General features: G+C 66.4%; 18 protein-coding genes and 1 rRNA gene. 14 read left to right on the forward strand and 5 right to left on the reverse strand.

Annotation, left to right across the window (positions count from 1 at the left end):
* The first annotated feature begins 55 nt into the window (after positions 1-55).
* On the forward strand, positions 56-1,264 hold the full coding sequence (gene pncB / locus ACFO0J_RS08140; RefSeq protein ID WP_376812569.1) for a nicotinate phosphoribosyltransferase: 1,209 nt from the start codon (positions 56-58) through the stop codon (positions 1,262-1,264).
* 13 nt (positions 1,265-1,277) lie between these two features.
* On the opposite strand, the gene tldD is transcribed toward pncB, so the two are convergent.
* Both tldD and ACFO0J_RS08150 read right to left on the reverse strand, forming a co-directional pair.
* Positions 1,278-2,732, reverse strand: coding sequence for a metalloprotease TldD (gene tldD, locus ACFO0J_RS08145; protein ID WP_376812570.1), 1,455 nt, complete (start codon positions 2,730-2,732; stop codon positions 1,278-1,280).
* 58 nt (positions 2,733-2,790) lie between these two features.
* Positions 2,791-3,609 carry a carbon-nitrogen hydrolase family protein gene (locus tag ACFO0J_RS08150; protein ID WP_376812571.1) on the reverse strand — a complete coding sequence of 273 codons (819 nt, stop codon included), beginning with the start codon at positions 3,607-3,609 and terminating at the stop codon, positions 2,791-2,793.
* A 173-nt stretch (positions 3,610-3,782) separates the two neighbouring features.
* On the opposite strand from ACFO0J_RS08150, the gene ACFO0J_RS08155 reads away from it, so the two are divergent.
* Positions 3,783-4,157, forward strand: coding sequence for an H-NS histone family protein (locus ACFO0J_RS08155; protein WP_376812591.1), 375 nt, complete (start codon positions 3,783-3,785; stop codon positions 4,155-4,157).
* A gap of 6 nt (positions 4,158-4,163) precedes the next feature.
* Here ACFO0J_RS08155 and ACFO0J_RS08160 read toward each other — a convergent pair whose 3' ends face one another.
* Complete coding sequence (locus ACFO0J_RS08160) at positions 4,164-4,802, reverse strand: DUF4136 domain-containing protein (protein WP_376812572.1); 639 nt, start codon at positions 4,800-4,802, stop codon at positions 4,164-4,166.
* Positions 4,803-4,914: 112 nt separating this feature from the next.
* Here ACFO0J_RS08160 and pepN point away from each other — a divergent pair, with 112 nt between their 5' ends.
* Positions 4,915-7,617 (forward strand): aminopeptidase N, encoded by a 2,703-nt coding sequence (gene pepN / locus ACFO0J_RS08165; protein ID WP_376812573.1) that lies wholly within the window; start codon positions 4,915-4,917, stop codon positions 7,615-7,617.
* Between the two features lie 75 nt (positions 7,618-7,692).
* Positions 7,693-8,703, forward strand: a complete 1,011-nt coding sequence (locus ACFO0J_RS08170) for a class 1 fructose-bisphosphatase (RefSeq protein ID WP_376812574.1) — start codon at positions 7,693-7,695, stop codon at positions 8,701-8,703.
* Here ACFO0J_RS08170 and ACFO0J_RS08175 read toward each other — a convergent pair.
* On the reverse strand, positions 8,700-9,695 hold the full coding sequence (locus tag ACFO0J_RS08175; protein WP_376812592.1) for a quinone oxidoreductase family protein: 996 nt from the start codon (positions 9,693-9,695) through the stop codon (positions 8,700-8,702). The genes ACFO0J_RS08170 and ACFO0J_RS08175 overlap by 4 nt on opposite strands.
* A 53-nt stretch (positions 9,696-9,748) precedes the next feature.
* On the opposite strand from ACFO0J_RS08175, the gene ACFO0J_RS08180 reads away from it, so the two are divergent.
* From ACFO0J_RS08180 to ACFO0J_RS08225, 10 genes are all read left to right on the forward strand, one after another.
* Positions 9,749-10,606 (forward strand): DMT family transporter, encoded by an 858-nt coding sequence (locus tag ACFO0J_RS08180; protein ID WP_376812575.1) that lies wholly within the window; start codon positions 9,749-9,751, stop codon positions 10,604-10,606.
* 61 nt (positions 10,607-10,667) lie between these two features.
* The gene (locus ACFO0J_RS08185; RefSeq protein WP_376812593.1) at positions 10,668-11,399 is read left to right on the forward strand and encodes a YebC/PmpR family DNA-binding transcriptional regulator; all 732 of its coding nucleotides are present in this window, start codon (positions 10,668-10,670) and stop codon (positions 11,397-11,399) included.
* The gene (gene purD / locus ACFO0J_RS08190; RefSeq protein ID WP_376812576.1) at positions 11,396-12,694 is read left to right on the forward strand and encodes a phosphoribosylamine--glycine ligase; all 1,299 of its coding nucleotides are present in this window, start codon (positions 11,396-11,398) and stop codon (positions 12,692-12,694) included. Before ACFO0J_RS08185 ends, purD begins: the two co-directional genes overlap by 4 nt.
* A gap of 24 nt (positions 12,695-12,718) precedes the next feature.
* A complete protein-coding gene (gene hemF, locus ACFO0J_RS08195) occupies positions 12,719-13,621 on the forward strand; it encodes an oxygen-dependent coproporphyrinogen oxidase (protein WP_376812577.1) in 903 nt (300 codons plus the stop codon).
* Positions 13,612-14,217 (forward strand): nicotinate (nicotinamide) nucleotide adenylyltransferase, encoded by a 606-nt coding sequence (gene nadD, locus ACFO0J_RS08200; protein WP_376812578.1) that lies wholly within the window; start codon positions 13,612-13,614, stop codon positions 14,215-14,217. The genes hemF and nadD overlap by 10 nt, the downstream gene beginning before the upstream one ends.
* Entirely contained in the window at positions 14,214-14,612 is a 399-nt protein-coding gene (gene rsfS / locus ACFO0J_RS08205) for a ribosome silencing factor (protein WP_376812579.1), read from the forward strand. The genes nadD and rsfS overlap by 4 nt, the downstream gene beginning before the upstream one ends.
* Before the next feature lie 15 nt (positions 14,613-14,627).
* Positions 14,628-15,098 (forward strand): 23S rRNA (pseudouridine(1915)-N(3))-methyltransferase RlmH, encoded by a 471-nt coding sequence (gene rlmH, locus ACFO0J_RS08210; RefSeq protein WP_376812580.1) that lies wholly within the window; start codon positions 14,628-14,630, stop codon positions 15,096-15,098.
* Between the two features lie 107 nt (positions 15,099-15,205).
* On the forward strand, positions 15,206-16,648 hold the full coding sequence (gene pyk, locus ACFO0J_RS08215; RefSeq protein ID WP_376812581.1) for a pyruvate kinase: 1,443 nt from the start codon (positions 15,206-15,208) through the stop codon (positions 16,646-16,648).
* A gap of 1 nt (position 16,649) precedes the next feature.
* Positions 16,650-17,276, forward strand: coding sequence for a Maf family protein (locus ACFO0J_RS08220; RefSeq protein ID WP_376812582.1), 627 nt, complete (start codon positions 16,650-16,652; stop codon positions 17,274-17,276).
* A 159-nt stretch (positions 17,277-17,435) separates the two neighbouring features.
* Positions 17,436-18,956: an Nramp family divalent metal transporter gene (locus tag ACFO0J_RS08225; protein WP_376812583.1), complete on the forward strand. Its 1,521-nt coding sequence runs from the start codon at positions 17,436-17,438 to the stop codon at positions 18,954-18,956.
* A 78-nt stretch (positions 18,957-19,034) separates the two neighbouring features.
* Here the strand turns inward: ACFO0J_RS08225 and rrf are convergent.
* A 5S ribosomal RNA gene (gene rrf, locus ACFO0J_RS08230) occupies positions 19,035-19,147 on the reverse strand.
* Between the last annotated feature and the right edge of the window lie 237 nt (positions 19,148-19,384).

Below are 19,384 nucleotides of genomic sequence, written 5' to 3' on the forward strand. Positions count from 1 at the left end.
CATCCCGATCCGCAGCGCCCGCTTTCCGCTCGACTTATTCAGAGATCCCCCAGGCATGCCGACTGAATCCTTCGTTCCCGTGATCGAATCCCTGCTGGATACCGATCTGTATAAATTCACGATGTGGCAGGCCATGCTGCACCGGCATCCGGCCGCGCAGGCCGAATACCGCTTCATCTGCCGCGAACGCCCGGCGCATCCCCTGTCGGCACTGGCGCCGGAAATCGAGCGGCAGCTCGATCATCTGTGCACCCTGCGCTTCCTGCCGGCGGAACTGGCCTATCTGCGCGGACTGCGCTACATCAAGTCCGATTTCGTCGATTTCCTGTCGCTGTTCCACTTCCAGCGCCATTTCATCCAGGTCTCGACCCAAGGCGATGCGCTGGAGATCGTGGCGAGCGGCCCGCAAGTCCATGTCATGGCCTTCGAGGTTTTTGTCCTGGCCATCGTCAACGAACTGTATTTCCGCCGTGACCAGACCCCGGACGTGCTGGCGGAGGGCCGCCGCCGGCTGCAGGACAAGATCACCCTGCTGCGGGATTTCAGCCGCGAACCGGCACGGCGCTTTCCCCTGCAGATTTCAGATTTCGGCACGCGTCGACGGTTTTCCCGCGCCTGGCAGGAAGAAGTCCTGCAACGGCTGCGCCAGGACGTGCCGCAATATGTCACCGGGACCTCGAACGTGCATCTGGCCCGCACCTATGATGTGACGCCGGTGGGCACCATGGCGCACGAATACCTGCAGTCCTACCAGGCCTTCGGCAAAGTCCGGCTGCGCGACTTCCAGCGCGCCGCGCTGGAAGACTGGGTGCAGGAATACCGGGGCGACCTGGGCATCGCCCTGACCGACGTGGTGGGCATGGACGCCTTCCTGGCGGATTTCGATCTGTATTTCGCCAAGCTGTTCGACGGGCTGCGCCACGATTCAGGCGATCCGCTCGCCTGGGGCGAACAGGCGATCGCCCATTACCGGTCGCTGCGTCTCGACCCGGCCAGCAAGCGTTTTGTGTTTTCGGACGGGCTGGACCTGCCGCGCGCGCTGGAACTGCACCGCCACTTCGCCGACCGCGTGCAGCCGGCCTTCGGGATCGGCACCAACCTGACCAACGACCTGGGACCCCGGCCGCTGAGCATCGTCATGAAGCTGTTCGAATGCAACGGCATGCCGACCGCCAAGCTGCCCGACAGCCCCGGCAAGGTCCATTGCACCGACGAGACCTTCCTGGCCTATCTGCGCCAGGTGTTCGGCCGGCCCGTGGCCTAGCCCCCCCCCGAAATCAGGCCGTCCCGCCCACGGTCAGCCCATCGATGCGCAGGGTCGGCATGCCGACCCCGACGGGCACGCTCTGGCCTTCTTTGCCGCAGGTGCCGACCCCGGAATCCAGGGCCAGATCGTTGCCGATCATGCCGATGCGGCCCATGGCCTCGGGGCCGCTGCCGATCAGCGTGGCGCCCTTGACGGGATAGGTGACGCGACCGTTCTCGATCATATAGGCCTCGGACGCCGAGAACACGAACTTGCCGCTGGTGATGTCCACCTGGCCGCCGCCGAAGTTGACGGCGTACAAGCCGCGATCCACCGAAGCGATGATGTCCTTCGGGTCATCCTGGCCGGCCAGCATATAGGTGTTGGTCATGCGCGGCATGGGCAGGTGCGCGTAGGATTCGCGCCGCCCGTTGCCCGTGGGGGCCTGCTTCATCAGGCGGGCGTTCATGGAATCCTGCATATAGCCGCGCAGGATGCCGTCTTCGATCAGGACGTTGCGCTGGGTGGGATGGCCCTCGTCGTCCACGTTCAGGGAACCGCGCCGGTCCGCCAGCGTGCCGTCGTCCACCACCGTGACGCCGCGCGAAGCCACGCGTTCGCCGATGCGGCCGGAAAACACGCTGGAGCCCTTGCGGTTGAAATCGCCCTCCAGGCCGTGGCCGACCGCCTCGTGCAGCAGGATGCCGGGCCAGCCGGAACCCAGCACCACCGTCATCTGACCCGCCGGCGCCGGCCGGGCTTCGAGATTGACGCGGGCCTCGTGCACGGCGCGCTCGACGTAGCCGCGCAGGACCTCGTCGGTGAAATAGGCCAGGCCGGTGCGTCCGCCCCCGCCGCCGTGACCCATTTCCCGCCGTCCCTTGCGTTCGGCAATGACCGTCAGGGACAGGCGCACCAGGGGGCGCACATCGGCCACCAGCCGTCCGTCGCTGCCGGCCACCATGATCACATCATATTCAGCCGCCAGGCCGGCCATGACCTGGATGATTTCCGGGTCGGCGGCGCGCGCCATGCGCTCGACCCGTTCCAGCAGGGCCACCTTGTCCGGCGCGGACAGCGAATCGACGGGATTGACGGCCGGATACAGATGATGCGGCGTCTCCAGGCCCCCATCGACACGGGTCCGGCCCGCGCCCTGGCGCGCGATGGTGCGCACCGCACGCGCCGAGGACATCAGGGCATCCGGCGACAGGCTGTCGGAATAAGCAAAGGCGGTTTTCTCGCCGCTGACGGCGCGCACGCCCACGCCCTGGTCGATGGAAAAACTGCCGGTCTTGACGATGCCTTCTTCCAGGCTCCAGCCTTCGGAGCAACTGTACTGAAAATACAGATCGGCATAATCGACCCGATGGCTGTGAATATCGGACAGCGCGCGCGCCAGATGGGATTCATCCAGCCCCCACGGTTCCAGCAACAGCGTCCGGGCAGTATTCAGGGCATCCAGGCCGGGTTCAACAATTTTCATCTGACACCATTCATCATCAATCATCAGGACGCGCCCATGCGCGGCCCTACGTTATCTTTCACAGCACCCGATGGCGCAGCGCCGGCAGGGATTCCCGCACCGCAGCCAACCGGTCCGCCTCCAGCACGCCGGCGGCCACGCCAGGGCCTTCGGGCAGGCAATCCAGGATTTCACCCCAGGGATCGATCAACATCGAATGCCCCCAGGTGCGCCGGCCATTGGCATGCGTGCCGCCCTGGGCGCTGGCCAGCACATAACACTGGTTTTCGATGGCCCGCGCGCGCAACAGGACTTCCCAGTGTACCGAACCCGTGGTCCAGGTAAAAGCGGCCGGCAACACCATCAGCCGCACATCACCCTGAGCCCGGAAAAACTCGGGAAAACGCAGGTCATAGCAAATCCCCAGCGCCGTGCGCCCAAAGGGCATGTCGAATACTTGGGGTGAGGCATCCCCGGGGCGAATCGCCCGGGATTCATCATAGGCTTCCTGCCCGCGCTGGAAACTGAATAGATGAATCTTGTCGTACCGGGCGCATACCCGGCCCTGGGGGTCATGAACCAGGCAGGTGTTATACACCCGGCCCTCGTCCGGGCTGTGCATGGGCAGCGTGCCGCCCACCAGCCAGATACCGTGGCGCCGCGCCTGATCCGCCAGAAACGCCTGAATCGGCCCATCGCCCGGTGTTTCGGCCAGCGGCAGTTTATCCGTGTCGTGCCGCCCCATGAAACAAAAGTATTCAGGCAGCGCCACCAGCGACGCGCCACCGGAAACCGCTTTTTCAATTCCCCCGGCCGCCTGTTCCAGATTATCGGCCACGGTCATTCCAGATACCATCTGCACCGCTGCGACCCGTATTGAATGGTCCTGCCCGTTCATGCATGCTCCCGATTATTGAATGAATGCCGCACTCCGGTCACAGTTCGAAATGACGGATATTGCGCACATACCTTGAAATACGTTTAAAATCACTCGCCGGCATTCAAATCGGCATTCGCATGCAATCCATTTTGAATCCAGCCACCACACCGATCCCCTCAAACGGAGCCATGATGACCCGTACCAGCTATAACACCGAAAAATCCCGTCTCGAAAAAGAAATGGCCAAGCTCCAGAAAAAAATCCAGACTCTGCAGGCCAAACAGCGCAAGCCCAAGATCACCGAGATCGTGCGCGCCATGCGCCAATATGACATCAGCCCGGAAGAAATCGTCGCCGCCTTCAGCCGCAAACCGGCCGGCCGCGCACCCGGCGCCGCCCCGCGCAAGACCGGCACTGCAGCCAAACGCGTGATCGCCCCGAAATACCGCCACCCCGAAACCCAGGCCACCTGGACGGGCCGCGGCAAAGCCCCGCGCTGGATCACCGACGCAGAAGCCGCCGGCACCCCGCGCGATTCCTTCCTGATCGCTGCCGAATCCGCCTAAGCGGTTTCATTCGACAGGATAGCGCACCTCGATCACCTGGCCATTGCGACCAGGAAAACGGTCGAACAGGGCGCGCGCCAGATAAGGCATGGCCGCGCCCAATTGATCGCGCCGGCTGGACGCCACCGCCGTGGCGCGATAAACCTCGCGCCCCTGCTGCACCCGGTCATCGATCCGCACGGATAAAGTCAGGCGATACACGTCGACCGCGACGGTTTGAATCGCCGGCCCCATCCCCCAACCCCAGCGGGGATGATGAAAACCGGCATACGGCCCATAAAATCCGGGATACATATAAGGATCGACAAATTCCTGGCGCCATTCGCGCTCAAGCGGACTGTCGTATTCCATATGCACCGTGAAACGGGCGGCGCCTGCCGACTGGGCTTCGACCAATCCCGTCGGCCCCAAGGCGGCACGCACCGTATCGGCATAGGTCTGAAACTGCAGATTATTGCGTTGCGTCGCGTCGGGTTCGATCCAATAAGTCGCCCCTTGGGTATTTTCCGGCCATTGCTGATAGCGCGTGACCTGAGCGGAAAACACCGACGCGCATCCCCCCAGCATCAAAGCCAGACATAATCCGGAAAACCACCGGCCCCATCCGCGTCTCGTCGCTGCCGTATCCATACCACTGCCCTTCATACATCCCATCCTGATTCTAAACGGTTCGGACTCGTCAGACACCAGGCAGTCCGTAACAAACGGCAGCGCGACTACAATGGACGCGTGAGAAATGCTTTTCGGATACGGACTCATGCGCACGGATACCGCCCCCACCATCTTTCGCCAGGATTACACCCCCTACCCCTACCGGCTGCCCCAGGTCCGACTGGAATTCGACCTGGCGGCGGAGTCCGCCCGGGTGCGTTCTGAACTGCGCTTCGAATCCGCCCCGGACACGGCGCCGGGCGCCCCGCTGGTGCTGCACGGCGAAGACCTGGAACTGATCGAAGTCCGCCTCGACGGCCGGCCGCTGAGCGCCGACGAATACCAGTTGACCGACGACACCCTCAGCCTGGTCCCGCCGGGACACGGCAAGCCGTTTACCGTCGGCGTCGTCAGCCTGTGCCGCCCGGCGGACAACACCAGCCTGATGGGCCTGTACGTCTCGGGCGGCAATCTGTTCACCCAGTGCGAAGCCCAGGGCTTTCGCCGCATCACCTGGTTTCCGGACCGCCCCGATGTGATGGCGCGCTTCGAGGTGCTGCTGCGGGCCGACCCGGCCGCCTACCCGCTGCTGCTGTCCAACGGCAATCTGATCGAGCAGGCCGGCCTGCCGGACGGCCGCCACCAGGCCCTGTGGCGCGACCCCCATCCCAAGCCCAGCTACCTGTTCGCCCTGGTCGCGGGGGATTTCGATTGCATCGAACGCACCGTCACCACCCAAGGCGGCCGCGAGGCGCTGTTGCAGGTCTATAGCGACAAGGGCTGCCAGGAACAAACCCGCTGGGCGCTGGACTGCCTGGAAAACGCCCTGCGCTGGGACGAACGGCGCTTCGGCCTGGAGCTGGACCTGGACCGCTTCATGGTGGTGGCGGCGCGCGACTTCAATATGGGCGCGATGGAAAACAAGGGCCTGAACGTCTTCAACGCCGCCTATGTCCTGGCCGACCCCGATACCGCCACGGACGCCGCCTACCGCGGCATCGAGGCCGTGATCGGCCACGAATACTTTCACAACTGGACCGGCAACCGCGTGACCTGCCGCGACTGGTTCCAGTTGTCCTTGAAAGAAGGCCTGACGGTCTTCCGCGATCAGGAATTCTCCGCCGACATGCTGGCCGACGGCCTGCCGCCCGCCGAGGCCGCCAGCGCCCGGGCGGTCAAGCGCATCGACGATGTGCACACCCTGCGGCTGGCCCAGTTCCCCGAGGACGCCGGCCCCATGGCCCACCCCATCCGGCCGGACAGCTACCAGGAAATCGGCAATTTCTACACCGCCACGGTCTATGAAAAGGGCGCCGAAGTCATCCGCATGCAGCACACCCTGCTGGGCGAAGCGGGATTTCGTGCCGGCATGGATGAATATTTCCGCCGCCACGACGGCCAGGCGGTGACCTGCGACGCCTTTGTCGACGCCATGGAATCCGTCTACGCCCGACAGCATCCGGGCCAGGATTTCACCATCTTCCGCCGCTGGTATGCCCAGGCCGGCACGCCGCGCGTGCGGGTGCGCTCGGATTACGACGCCGCCGCCCGGACCTGCCGCATCACGCTGGAACAACACTGCGCGCCCGCAGGCCTGGAGGCCCGGCAATCCCCCCCCGCCGAAAAACCGCCTCTGCACATCCCGGTCGCGCTGGGCCTGATCGACGCGGACGGCCGGCCCATGCCCATGCAGTGGGACGGCGAGGCCCGCGACACCGTCATTCTGGAACTGCGCGAGACCAGCCAGACCTGGACCTTGAAGGACATCCCGCGCGCGCCCATCCTGTCCTTGCTGCGCGGCTTCTCCGCCCCCGTCATCCTGGAAACCGACCGCACGGCGGACGATCTGGCCCTGCTGGCACGCCACGACCCGGATCCTTTCGCCCGCTGGGACGCCGTCCAGGAAACCGCCCACCGCCACCTGCAGGCCTGCATGCGGGCCGACCGCGACGGCAGCCCGCAACCGGCACCGGACACGCTGCTGGACATCTGGCGCACGGCACTGAATGATCAGGCCCTGTCGCCCGCCTATCGGGCACGGCTGCTGGCCCTGCCCGCCGTGCGCGAAGTCATCGACCGCAGCGAACCCATGGATCCCCGCGCCGCCGTGGCGGCCTGGACCCGGACCCGGCAGGCGCTGGGCGCGCAACTGGCCGAAGCCTGGCGCGCCGCCTATGGCGCCCTGGCCGACGACGGCGGCCCCTATTCCCCGGACCCGGTCTCGTCCGGCCGCCGCGCCCTGCGCAACCTGGCCCTGGATCATCTGCTGGCCGGGCAGGCGCCGGACGCCGCCGAACAGGCCCTGGCGCAATACCGCCAGGCCCGCAACATGACCGAAAGCCTGGGCGCGCTGAACGCCCTGCTGCAACACGCGCCGCAGGCCGCCGCCGAGCCGCTGGCCGACTTCCATGCACGCTGGCGCCAGGACCCGCTGGTGCTGGACCGCTGGTTCGGCGCCCAGGCCGGCGCGCCCGGCTGCACGGTGGCCGGCGTCCGCGCCCTGATGGCCTTGCCGGACTTCTCGCTGCGCAACCCCAACCGCGCCCGCGCCGTCGTCTTCCGCTTCTGCCTGGACAATCCCGGCAATCTGCACACCCCCGAAGGCTACGACTTCTGGGCCGAGCAGGTGCTGGCGCTCAACGCCCTGAACCCGGAAGTCGCCGCGCGCCTGTCGCGCGCCTTCGACAACTGGGCGCGCCACGAGCCCGTCGCCCGCGCCGGCATGCAGGCGGCCCTGCAGCGCGTGCTGGACGCGCCGGACCTGTCACGCAACGTCCGGGAGATCGTCTCCAAGGCGCTTGCGACTTAGTCTGTTTTTGCCGCCGAGGCGGGCGCAAGCGGCCCTGCACCCAATACCGTTTTTTATCTTTCATCGGGGAACACCTTGAAATACAAGACCTTGACTCAGTACCTGGTCGAACAGCAGCGCGAACACAAAGCCGTGTCGGCCGAAGTCCGCCTGCTGATCGAAACCGTCTCGCGCGCCTGCAAGGCGATCAGCCACGCCGTCAGCAAGGGGGCGCTGGGCGGCGTGCTCGGCAGCCTGGGCACGGAAAACGTCCAGGGCGAAGTGCAGAAAAAGCTCGACGTGCTGTCCAACGAAATCCTGCTGGAAGCCAATGAATGGGGCGGCAACCTGGCGGCCATGGCCTCCGAGGAAATGCAGACCATCCACCGCATCCCCAACCATTACCCCAAGGGTCAGAACCTGCTGCTGTTCGATCCCCTGGATGGCTCCTCGAACATCGACGTGAACGTGTCCATCGGCACGATCTTCTCCGTGCTGCAGGCGCCCGCCGAGGCCGCCGGCCGTGAGATCGAGGAAGAAGACTTTCTGCAGCCCGGCACTCGCCAGGTCGCTGCCGGCTACGCCATCTACGGCCCCCAGACCATGCTGGTGCTGACCGTGGGCTCCGGCGTCATGGGCTTCACGCTGGACCGCGAAATGGGGTCCTGGCTGTTGACGCACGAAAACATCCGCCTGCCGGAACAGACGGCGGAATTCGCCATCAACATGTCCAATATGCGGCACTGGGAAGCGCCCGTGCGCCGCTACATCGACGAATGCCTGCAGGGCGAGACCGGCCCCCTGGGCAAGAACTACAACATGCGCTGGATCGCGTCCATGGTCGCCGACGTGCACCGCATCCTGACGCGCGGCGGGGTCTTCATGTACCCCCGCGACGCCCGCGCTTCAGGACGCAAGGGCAAACTGCGCCTGATGTACGAAGCCAACCCCATGAGCTTCCTGGTCGAACAGGCGGGCGGCCGCGCCATCGACGGCGCCGGCCGCATCCTGGACGTCCAGCCAGACGCCTTGCACCAGCGCATCGGCGTCATCCTGGGGTCGCGCGAAGAAGTCGAGCGCCTGCAGCGCTACCACCAGGAGGCTTAATCCAGCGTCAGCACCGTCGCGCCCGTCGTGCCGCGCGAATTCAGGGCCTCGTGCGCCCGCGCGGCGTCGGCCAGCGGGAAACGCTGGCCGATGACGATGTCGATCTTGCCGGCCGTGACCAGTTCAAACAGTTCGTCCGCAGCGGCCTGCATGGTCTGGGCGGTGGGCACATAGGAGCCCACCGTCGGCCGGGTGACGTACAGCGACCCCTTGGCGGCCAGCACCCCCAGGTTCACGCCCTCGACCGGGCCGGACGCGTTGCCGAAGCTGACCATCAGGCCGCGCGGCTGCAGGCAGTCCAGCGAGATTTCCCAGGTGCTCTTGCCCACGCCGTCGTAGACCACCGGGACCTTGCCGCCCCCGGTCAGTTCCTTGACCCGGGCGACGATGTCCTCGCGCGAGGAATCGATCACTTCCCAGGCGCCATGACGGCGCGCCAATGCGGCCTTTTCCGGGGTGGACGCGGTGCCGATCAGGCGCACGCCCAGCGCCCGGGCCCACTGGCAGGCGATCAGGCCGACGCCGCCCGCAGCGGCATGGAACAGGATCGTCTCGTTGCCTTGCAGCCGGTAGGTCTGGCGGAACAGATACTGCACCGTCAGGCCCTTGAGCATCAGCGCGGCGGCTTGCTCGAAACTGACGCCGACAGGGATCCGCACCACCCGGTCAGCCGGCACATTGCGCAGGTCCGCATAGGCGCCGATCGGGCTTTGCCCATAGGCCACCCGGTCGCCCACATGCAGGTGGCGCACCTCGGCGCCCGCCGCTTCGACCACGCCGGCGGCCTCGAACCCCAGGCCGTGCGGCAGCGGGTTCGGATACAGCCCCGTGCGACAATAGATATCGATGAAATTCAGGCCGACGGCCTTCTGGCGAATGCGGACCTCGTGCGGCGCGGGCGGCGGGACGTCGATTTCCTCCAGTTGCATCAGTTCGGGGCCGCCATGCCCATGGATCCGGATGACCCGGGCCTTTTCCAGTTTTTCCACGATGGACTCCTATGGCCCCCGCCGGGCCTGACCGTTCGACACCAATTCAGACTAGCATGAATTCCCGCCAAGCCACGACGGCCATCCACATCACCGCCGTCCTGTTCGGGCTGACCGGCATTTTTGGCGAACTGATCCAGGCCGGTGCCGCCCTGATCACGGCGGGACGCGCTGCGTTCGCCTCGGCGACGCTGCTGCTGTTCATGGCCCGCGCCGGCCACCGGCCGGTGCGGCCCCGGCGACAGGCCCTGCCCGTGCTGCTGGCCGCCGGCATCCTGCTGGCCATCCACTGGACGACTTTCTTCGTCGCCGTGAAGGTCGGCGGCATCGCCATCGCCACCCTGGGCTTCGCCAGTTTCCCCGCCTTCATCACCCTGCTCGAGGGCTTTCTGTTCAAGGAGCGCACCCAGGCCTACGAATGGGTCGTGGTGGCGCTGGTCACCGCCGGCCTGGCGCTGGTCACGCCGTCCTTCGATTTCGGCGACCAGGCCACCGTCGGCCTGGCCTGGGGGCTCGCTTCGGGCCTGACCTTCGCCCTGTTCACCCTGGCCAACCGCACCGCCGTCGGCCTGCTGCCGGCACGCGAGCTGGCCTGCTGGGAAAACGGCATCGTCGCCCTGCTCACCCTGCCCTGGTGCCTGACGGAGTTCGCGGGGCTGCGGCCCCTGGACTGGATCTGGCTGTTCACGCTGGGCGTGTGCTGCACCGCCCTGCCTCACGCGCTGATGATGTCCAGCCTGGCGCATCTCAAGGCACGCACCGCCGGCATCGTGATCGCACTGGAGCCGGTCTACGCCATCCTGTTTGCGGCCCTCCTGTTCGCCCAATATCCATCGGCGCGCGCGCTGGCGGGCGGCGCCCTCATCATCGGGGCGATCGTCTGGGCGGGCCTGCGGCGCAGCGCCGCAGACTGATTCGGCCCAAGCGGTTAAAATCGAAGGTTCTTTGAACGCATCCTCTTTGAACTCGAACATCATGGCCGGACACAGCAAATGGGCAAACATCCAGCACCGCAAAGGGCGTCAGGACGCCAAGCGCGGCAAGCTCTGGACCAAGATCATCCGTGAAATCACCGTGGCCGCCCGTGCCGGCGGCCCCGACCCGGACGCCAACCCCGCCCTGCGCCTGGCCTGGGACAAGGCCATGGCCGCCAATATGCCCAAGGACAACGTCCTGCGCGCCATCCAGCGCGGGGCCGGCACGGACGACGGCGCCAACTACGAAGAAATCCGCTACGAAGGCTACGGCATCGGCGGCGCGGCCCTGATCATCGACTGCATGACCGACAACCGCCAGCGCACCGTGTCCGAAGTCCGCCACACGCTCTCCAAGCACGGCGGCAATCTGGGCCAGGACGGCAGCGTGGTCTTCATGTTCAAGCACTGCGGCCAGTTCATCTTCGCCCCGGGCACGTCCGAAGAACAGGTCATGGATCTTGCCCTGGACAACGGCGCCGACGACGTCCAGTCCGACGAAGAAGGCGTGATCGAAGTCACCTGCGAACCCGGCGACTACGCCGCCCTGAAACAGGCTTTCGACGCCGCCGGCCTGCAGGCCGAGATCCACGGCGTGGTCATGAAGGCCCTGTCCAAGGTCGAGCTCGCCGGCGAGGACGCCGAGCGGATGCAAAAGATCATCGATCTCCTGGAAGACCTGGACGATGTCCAGGAGGTCTACACCACCGCCGTCCTGGACGAGGCCGAATGAAACTGCTCGTCATCGGCTCCGGCGGCCGCGAACACGCCCTGGCCTGGCGCCTGTCCCAGTCGCCCCGGGTGCACAAGGTCTACGTGGCGCCGGGCAACGGCGGCACCGACTGCGCGCCGACCCTGGAAAACCTGCCGCTGCAGGACATCGACGCCCTGATCGAATTCGCGCGCCGGGAAAAGATCGCCTTCACCGTCGTCGGCCCCGAGGCGCCGCTGGCTGCGGGCATCGTGGATACCTTCCGCGCCGCCGGGCTGCGCATCTTCGGCCCCACCCGGGCCGCCGCCCAGCTCGAAAGCTCGAAGGACTACGCCAAAGCCTTCATGGTGCGCCACGCCATTCCCACCGCCGCCTACGGCACCTTCACCGACGCCGACGAGGCCCGCGCCTACATCCGCGCCCAGGGCGCGCCCATCGTCGTCAAAGCGGACGGCCTGGCCGCCGGCAAGGGCGTGGTCGTGGCTCAGGACCTGGACGAAGCCCTGGCCGCCATCGACCACATGCTGGGCGAACACGGCGCCTTCGGCGCAGCCGGCGCCCGCGTCGTGATCGAGGAGTTCCTCGACGGCGAAGAAGCCAGCTTCATCGTCATGTGCGACGGCCAGCACGTCCTGCCGCTGGCCACCAGCCAGGACCACAAGCGCCTGCTGGACGGCGACGCGGGTCCCAATACCGGCGGCATGGGCGCCTATTCGCCCGCGCCCATCGTCACTCCGGCCCTGCACAACCGCATCATGCGCGAAATCATCCAGCCGACGATGCAGGGCATGGCGCACGACGGCATCCCCTATACCGGCTTTCTGTATGCCGGCCTGATGATCGGTCCAGGCCCCGACGCCAGCCGCAGCCTGAAGGTCCTGGAATTCAATTGCCGCCTGGGCGATCCGGAAACCCAGCCCATCATGCTGCGCGTGAAAAGCGATTTTTCCGAAACGTTGGAACACGCCCTGGACGGCACGCTGGACCAGGCCGAGATCGATTGGGACCGGCGCACCGCCGTGGGCGTGGTGCTGGCCGCAGCCGGCTACCCCGACGCCCCCCACAAGGGCGACCCGATCACGGCGCTGGCCCCCGATACCGACAATTGCGTCACCTTCCACGCCGGCACCACGACCGACGGCGGTCCGCTGCGCACCAGCGGCGGGCGGGTGTTGTGCGTCACGGCGCTGGCCGACTCCATCCGCCGCGCCCAGCAGGCCGCCTACGACGCCGTCAACCAGACCCAGTTCGAAGGCCGCCAGTTCCGCCGCGACATCGGCTGGCGCGCCCTGGCCGCCGGCAAGCGGCACGATTGACCATTGCCCCGCATAGACCCTGACATGCACGTCCCCGTCTCCCTGGTCCACGACACCTTTTCCGATCTCCAGGACCGCATCGTCCGGTCCCTGGAAGACCTCGAAGGCGCCGCCTTCGGCCGCGATCCCTGGACGCGCCCGGAGGGCGGCGGCGGCTTGGCCCGGTATTGTGAAAACGGCACGGTCTTCGAACGCGCCGGCGTGCTGTTCAGCCACGTGCGCGGCGACACCCTGCCGCCCTCGGCCAGCGCCCACCGGCCTGAACTGGCCGGACGCGGCTGGGAAGCCATGGGCGTGTCCATGGTGCTGCATCCGCGCAATCCGCACGTGCCGACCACGCACATGAACGTGCGCCTGTTCGTTGCCCACGGCAAGGGCGGCGACACCGACGTCTTCTGGTTCGGCGGCGGCCTGGACCTGACCCCCTACTACCCGGTCGAATCCGATGCACGCCATTTCCATCAGGTATGCCACGATGCGGTCGCGCCCTTCGGCGACGACAAGTATCCCCGCTACAAAGCCTGGTGCGATGACTACTTCCTGCTGCGCCACCGCGGCGAAACCCGCGGCGTGGGCGGTCTGTTCTTCGACGACCTGAACACCCCGGACTTCGACGCCTGCTTCGCCCTGACCCGGGCGGTGGGCAACTGCTTCATCCCGGCCTACGCCCCCATCGTCCAGGCCCGGCGCGACACGCCCTACGGCGAGCGCGAACGCGCCTTCCAGGCCTACCGGCGCGGACGCTACGTGGAATTCAACCTGGTCTACGACCGGGGCACGCTGTTCGGCCTGCAATCGGGCGGGCGCACCGAATCCATTCTGTTGTCCATGCCGCCCGTCGCCCAATGGCGCTACGACTGGACGCCCGAACCCGGGTCGCCGGAATCGGCCCTGGCCGACTACCTGCGGCCGCGCGCATGGCTGTAACCCCCCAGGTCGGCCTGCTGGGCGGCAGTTTCGACCCGGTCCACCGGGCCCATATCGCCCTGGCGCAAGCCGCCCGGGATGCCCTGGGGCTGGAACACGTCGAATTGCTGCCTGCCGCGCGACCCTGGCAGCGCGGCCGCCTGGGGGCGGCGCCGGAACATCGGCTGCGCATGCTGGAACTGGCCTGCGCCGACGATCCCGGCCTGCGCGTCAACCCCATCGAACTGCACCGCGCCGGCGTCACCTACACCATCGATACGCTGGCCGCCCTGCCCGCCACCGCCCGCTACACCTGGATCCTGGGCTCGGACCAACTGGCCAATTTCTGCACCTGGCACCGTTGGCGCGAATTGCTGCAGCACGTCCGGCTGGCGGTGGCCGAACGCCCCGGCACGCCCGTCGCGCCGCCGCCCGAACTGGCGCAGGCCCTGACACCCGACGGACTGGTCGGGATCCCCTTCACCCCACAGCCGATTTCCGCCACCGCGATCCGGCAGGATCTGGCAGCCGGCCGTTCCGTCGACGCGGTGCTGCCCCCCCGCGTGCTGGACTACATCCACACCCATCGGCTCTACCTGGACCCCCACACCCCATGAATCTGCAAAAACAGCAACGCCTCGTCATCGACGCCCTGGAAGACGCCAAGGCCCAGGACATCAAGGTCTTCAACACCACCGGCCTGACCGGCCTGTTCGACCGCGTCATCATCGCCAGCGGCACCTCCAACCGCCAGACCCGTTCCATCGCCAGCCACGTCGCCGACCAGGCCAAAAAGAATGGACTGGAAGTCATCGCGTATGAAGGCGAAGATACCGGCGAATGGCTGCTGGTCGACCTGGGCGATATCGTGGTGCACTGCATGCAGCCGGCCATCCGCAGCTACTACAACCTGGAAGAGATCTGGGGAGCCAAGCCGGTGCGCGTCCGCTTGCTGCCCACCGGCCCCGCCCAGGCCAGCGAGCCGATGGACTTCGACGAAGACGAAGACTGAGCCCCGCTCCCCCGCATGAAACTCCTGGTCTATGCCGTCGGCACCCGCATGCCGGCCTGGGTCCAGACCGCCTGGCAGGATTTTGCCAAGCGCATGCCCCGCGACTGCGCCCTGGAACTGCACGAGATCCGTCCCGAGCCCCGCACCAGCGGCAAGACCGCGCAGCAATTGATGCACGCCGAGGCCCAGCGCATCGAGGCCGCCCTGCCTGCGCAGGCCTGGCGCGTCATCCTGGATGAGCACGGCCGCGACCTGACGACGCGGGATCTGGCCAACCACCTGGAAACCTGGCGGGGCGGCGGCAGCGACATCGCCCTCATCATCGGCGGCCCCGACGGGCTGGACCCGGCGCTGAAGCAAACGGCCCGCCAGACCTTGCGCCTGTCCTCGCTGACGCTGCCGCACCCCATGGTCCGCATCCTGCTGGCCGAACAGCTCTACCGCGCCTGGACCATTCTGACGGGCCACCCCTATCACCGCGACTGAAGGCGCGGACGGCGCGCGGCAGGCGGCGGTGGGGTATGCTTGGAATCCCTCGAACCCGCCCCGCCGTCCTTGCACCATGGACCGGGGCCTGACCGGAACCCGCCCTCATGACCGCCCGCCGCCGCACCAAGATCGTCGCCACCTTGGGACCCTCGACCTCCAGCCCGGAACGCATCGAAGCCCTGATCCTGGCCGGCCTGGACGTGGCCCGGCTGAATTTCTCCCATGGCAAACCCGACGACCACCGCGAGCGGGTCCGGCTGGTGCGCGAGATCGCCGCCCGGCACGACCGCCACATCGCGCTGATGGGCGATCTTCAGGGCCCCAAGATCCGCATTGGCCGCTTCAGCGCCGGTCCGATCACACTGCATCCGGGCGACGCCTTCACCCTGTCCATCGAACACCCCCTGGATGCCGGCACCGACCAGATCGTCGGCATCGAGTACCCGCCGCTGGTCCAGGATTGCATCCCCGGCGACGAGTTGCTGCTGGACGACGGCCGGGTCATCCTGCGTGTCGAGTCCGTCGACGCGGGCTCCGTCCACACCCGGGTCGAAGTCGGCGGCCCCTTGTCCAACAACAAAGGCATCAACCGGCGCGGCGGCGGCATCTCGGCCCCCAGCCTGACCGACAAGGACCGCCAGGACATTCTGCTGGCTGCAGAACTCGAACTGGACTATGTCGCGGTGTCTTTTCCCCGCGAAGGCGCCGACATCGAGGCGGCGCGCCGGCTCGTGCGCGAAGCCGGCAGCCCCGCCTGGATCATCGCCAAGATCGAGCGCGCCGAGGCCGTGGCCGACGACACGGCACTGGACGACCTGATCCGCGCCAGCGACGGCGTGATGGTGGCCCGGGGCGACCTGGGCGTGGAAATCGGCGACGCCCGCCTGGTCGGCATCCAGAAACGCATCATCCAGCACGCCCGCACCCTGAACAAGCTGGTGATCACCGCGACCCAGATGATGGAGTCCATGATCGCCAGCCCGATCCCGACCCGCGCTGAAGTGTCCGACGTCGCCAATGCGGTGCTCGACTACACCGACGCGGTCATGCTGTCGGCTGAATCGGCCTCTGGAGACTATCCCGTCGAAGCCGTCCAGGCCATGGCGCGGATCTGCCTGGGCGCGGAACAGGAACCCACCAGCATCCGCTCGGGCCACCGCCTGGGCGAGACCTTCACGCGCTGCGACGAGACCATCGCCCTGGCCAGCATGTACGCCGCCAATCACTTCCCCGGCATCAAGGCCATCATCAGCCTGACCGAAAGCGGCCACACCCCGCTCATCATGTCGCGCATCCGTTCCGGCGTGCCCATCTACTGCTACACCCGGCACCCCGCCACCCAGCGCCGCGCCGCCCTGTTCCGCGGCGTCTACACCGTGCCCTTCGATGCCGCCGCGCTGCCGCCCGCCGAGGTCAGCGAAGCCGCCATCGACATCCTGCGACAGCGCGGTCTGTTGCAGGCCGGCGACTGGATCATCCTGACCAAGGGCGACTTCTACAGCGACAGCGGCGGCACCAACGGCCTGAAGATCCTGCGGGTGAGCTGATATGCCGTCCTTCATCCTGCTGGCCTCGGCCAGCCCCCGCCGCCACGAGATCCTGGATCAGTTGGGCATTCCCCACGGCATCCTGCGCGTCCCCGCCCCGGAGGGCGAGGACGAACCCCAACTGCCGGGCGAAGCGGCCGCCGACTACGTCCGCCGCACCGCGCGGGACAAGGCCGAACGCGCAGTCGCCTGGCTGGCATCGGGCGGCCGCCCCGAGCCGCTGCCCGCCGACTGGCCCGCGACATGGCGGGATGCCCCCATCCTGTGCGCCGACACCACGGTGATCCTGGACGGCGACGTGCTGGGCAAACCGCGCGACGCGGCCGACGCCGCCGAAATGCTGCGCCGCCTGTCCGGCCGCGATCATGAAGTCCACACCGCCGTGGTCCTGGCGCACCAAGGCGCGTTCCACGAAGCCGTCAGCATCAGCACCGTGCGCTTCCAGCCGCTGACGCAGGCCGACATCGCCGCCTACGTCGCCAGCAGCGAGCCCTTCGGCAAGGCGGGCGGCTACGCCATCCAGGGTCGCGCGGCGGCCTTGATCGCCCATCAGGCAGGCAGCCACAGCGGCGTCATGGGCCTGCCGGCGCACGAGACCAGCCGGCTGCTGGCGCTGTGCCGGGGATGAACCCGGACACGAGCCAGTCCACGATGGACTGACTCGTGCCTGATCAATCCGATACAGGTTAACCCTTGGTTTCCCCATCACATCCTTGACCCTGCTCCCCCGGACCCATAGCATAAGCTGACGCCTTGCTGAACACAGCACAGGCGCGCGGTGGTGGCCATGGCTGCATCGCATGACCATCATGACCCTCCTTATTTCCAAGAGGTCCTGCATATGGTCGATCCAGCCGTCAGTCCTGCCTCCCCCTCTTCCCAGGTCGCCGACGAAATCCGCAGCCGGAACCTGCCCCCCGCCACGTACCGCGATCTGCCCGAACCCCTGCCGATGAAAAAGGTCATCGGCCCCAGCGTCCTGCTGCTGGCCGGTTCGATCGGATCAGGCGAATTCGTGCTGTGGCCCTATATCTCCACCCAAACAGGCCTGGCGCTGGTCTGGCTGGCCACCATCGGCATCCTGACCCAGTATTTCCTGAACATGGAAATCACGCGCTACACGCTGGCCACCGGAGAAACAGCCGTCACGGGCTTCACGCGGCTGTGGAAGCCCTGGAGCTGGCTGTTCATCATCATGGCCGTCGTCCCCTGGATGTGGCCCGGCTGGGCCACCGGCAGTTCCACGGCGCTGACCTACGCCTTCGGCCTGTCCGAAGGCGCCGTGATCCCCATCACCATCGCCTCGCTGGTGCTGATCGGCATCATCCTGACCATCTCGCCCGTGGTCTACCAGACAGTCGAAAAGATCCAGTTCTTCCTGGTCGCCCTGATCGTCCTGTTCATGATCTACATCGTCGTGGGGCTGCTCAACGGCCAGACCTGGGGCGCCCTGGTCTCAGGATTCACGACCGAGGTCCCGAAAATCCCCGAAGCCATCGGCAAGCTGCCTATCGCCCTGCTGCTGGGCGCCATCGCCTTCGCCGGGGCCGGCGGGGTCATGAACCTGGCGCAGTCCAACTGGGTGCGCGACAAAGGCCTGGGCATGGGCGCGCACCTGCCAAAAATCGTCTCGCCCATCACGGGCCAGGAAACCACCCAAGCCTCGATCGGCTATTTCTTTCGCCAGGATGACGCCAATATGCGGCGCTGGCGCGGCTGGTGGAAAGTCGCCGACCGCGAACAGTTCCTGACCTTCTTCGTATTGGGCCTGTTCGCCATCCTGCTGTTCATGATGCTGGCCTATCTCTATGTCGGCGTCGGCAGCACCGTGCAGAACTTCGATTTCGTGCGGCTGTTGGGTGAAACCCTGAACGAACGGGTCGGCAGCTGGGCCGGACCGGCCTTCTGGCTCACCGGCGTGGTCGTGCTGCTGTCGACCAACCTGACCGTGCTGGACATGATCGGCCGGATCGTGGCGGACATCGCCAAGACCAACTGGCTGCGCGATAGCGAGACCTGGACCGAGAGCCGCTTGTACTTCCTGGTGGTCTGGCTGATGGTGGCCTTCGGCTCCATCATTCTGCTCTCGGGCGTCAGCCAGCCGCTGCTGCTGCTGGTGATCGCCTCGGCGTTGAACGGCCTGGTGATGTTCGTGTATTCAGTGCTGCTGATCCAGCTGAACCGCTGCATGCTGCCGCGCGCCATCGGTCTGGGCGGCATCCGTTTTGCGGCAATTCTGTGGGCCGTGCTGTTCTACGGCGGCTTCTCGATCTACCTGCTGATCAATCAGTTCGGGAAACTGATCTAGTCCGGATCTTGGGGCGACGCGTCGCCCCAAAGACAAAGCCCCTGCAGACTGAGTCTGCAGGGGCTTTGCGGTATAAAAGCCTGACGATGACCTACTTTCACAGGTGTCCACCCACTATCATCGGCGCGAAGGCGTTTCACTGTCCTGTTCGGGATGGGAAGGAGTGGGTCCGCCTTGCTATGGTCGTCAAGCATAACTGGTTGCGTTCGAGTCTCGGGATTTGAGTCCTGAGTCTTGAGCGCCAATTTGGAAGAAGCACTGCGCATCGGTCTAGCAGGACCGTTACGCCTGGCGCACCTTGCGACGGGCTGCATTGTAGCAGATCCGTGGCTTGATGCACTTCATGTATTCGGGTTGCGTTGTACTGTTCAATTGTGTCGGCTACAAACACGATCACTAAGTGTGCCTTGCAGTACTCTACAAGGTTA

The sequence above is a fragment of the Castellaniella hirudinis genome, assembly GCF_042651965.1.
GTDB lineage: Bacteria > Pseudomonadota > Gammaproteobacteria > Burkholderiales > Burkholderiaceae_B > Castellaniella > Castellaniella hirudinis.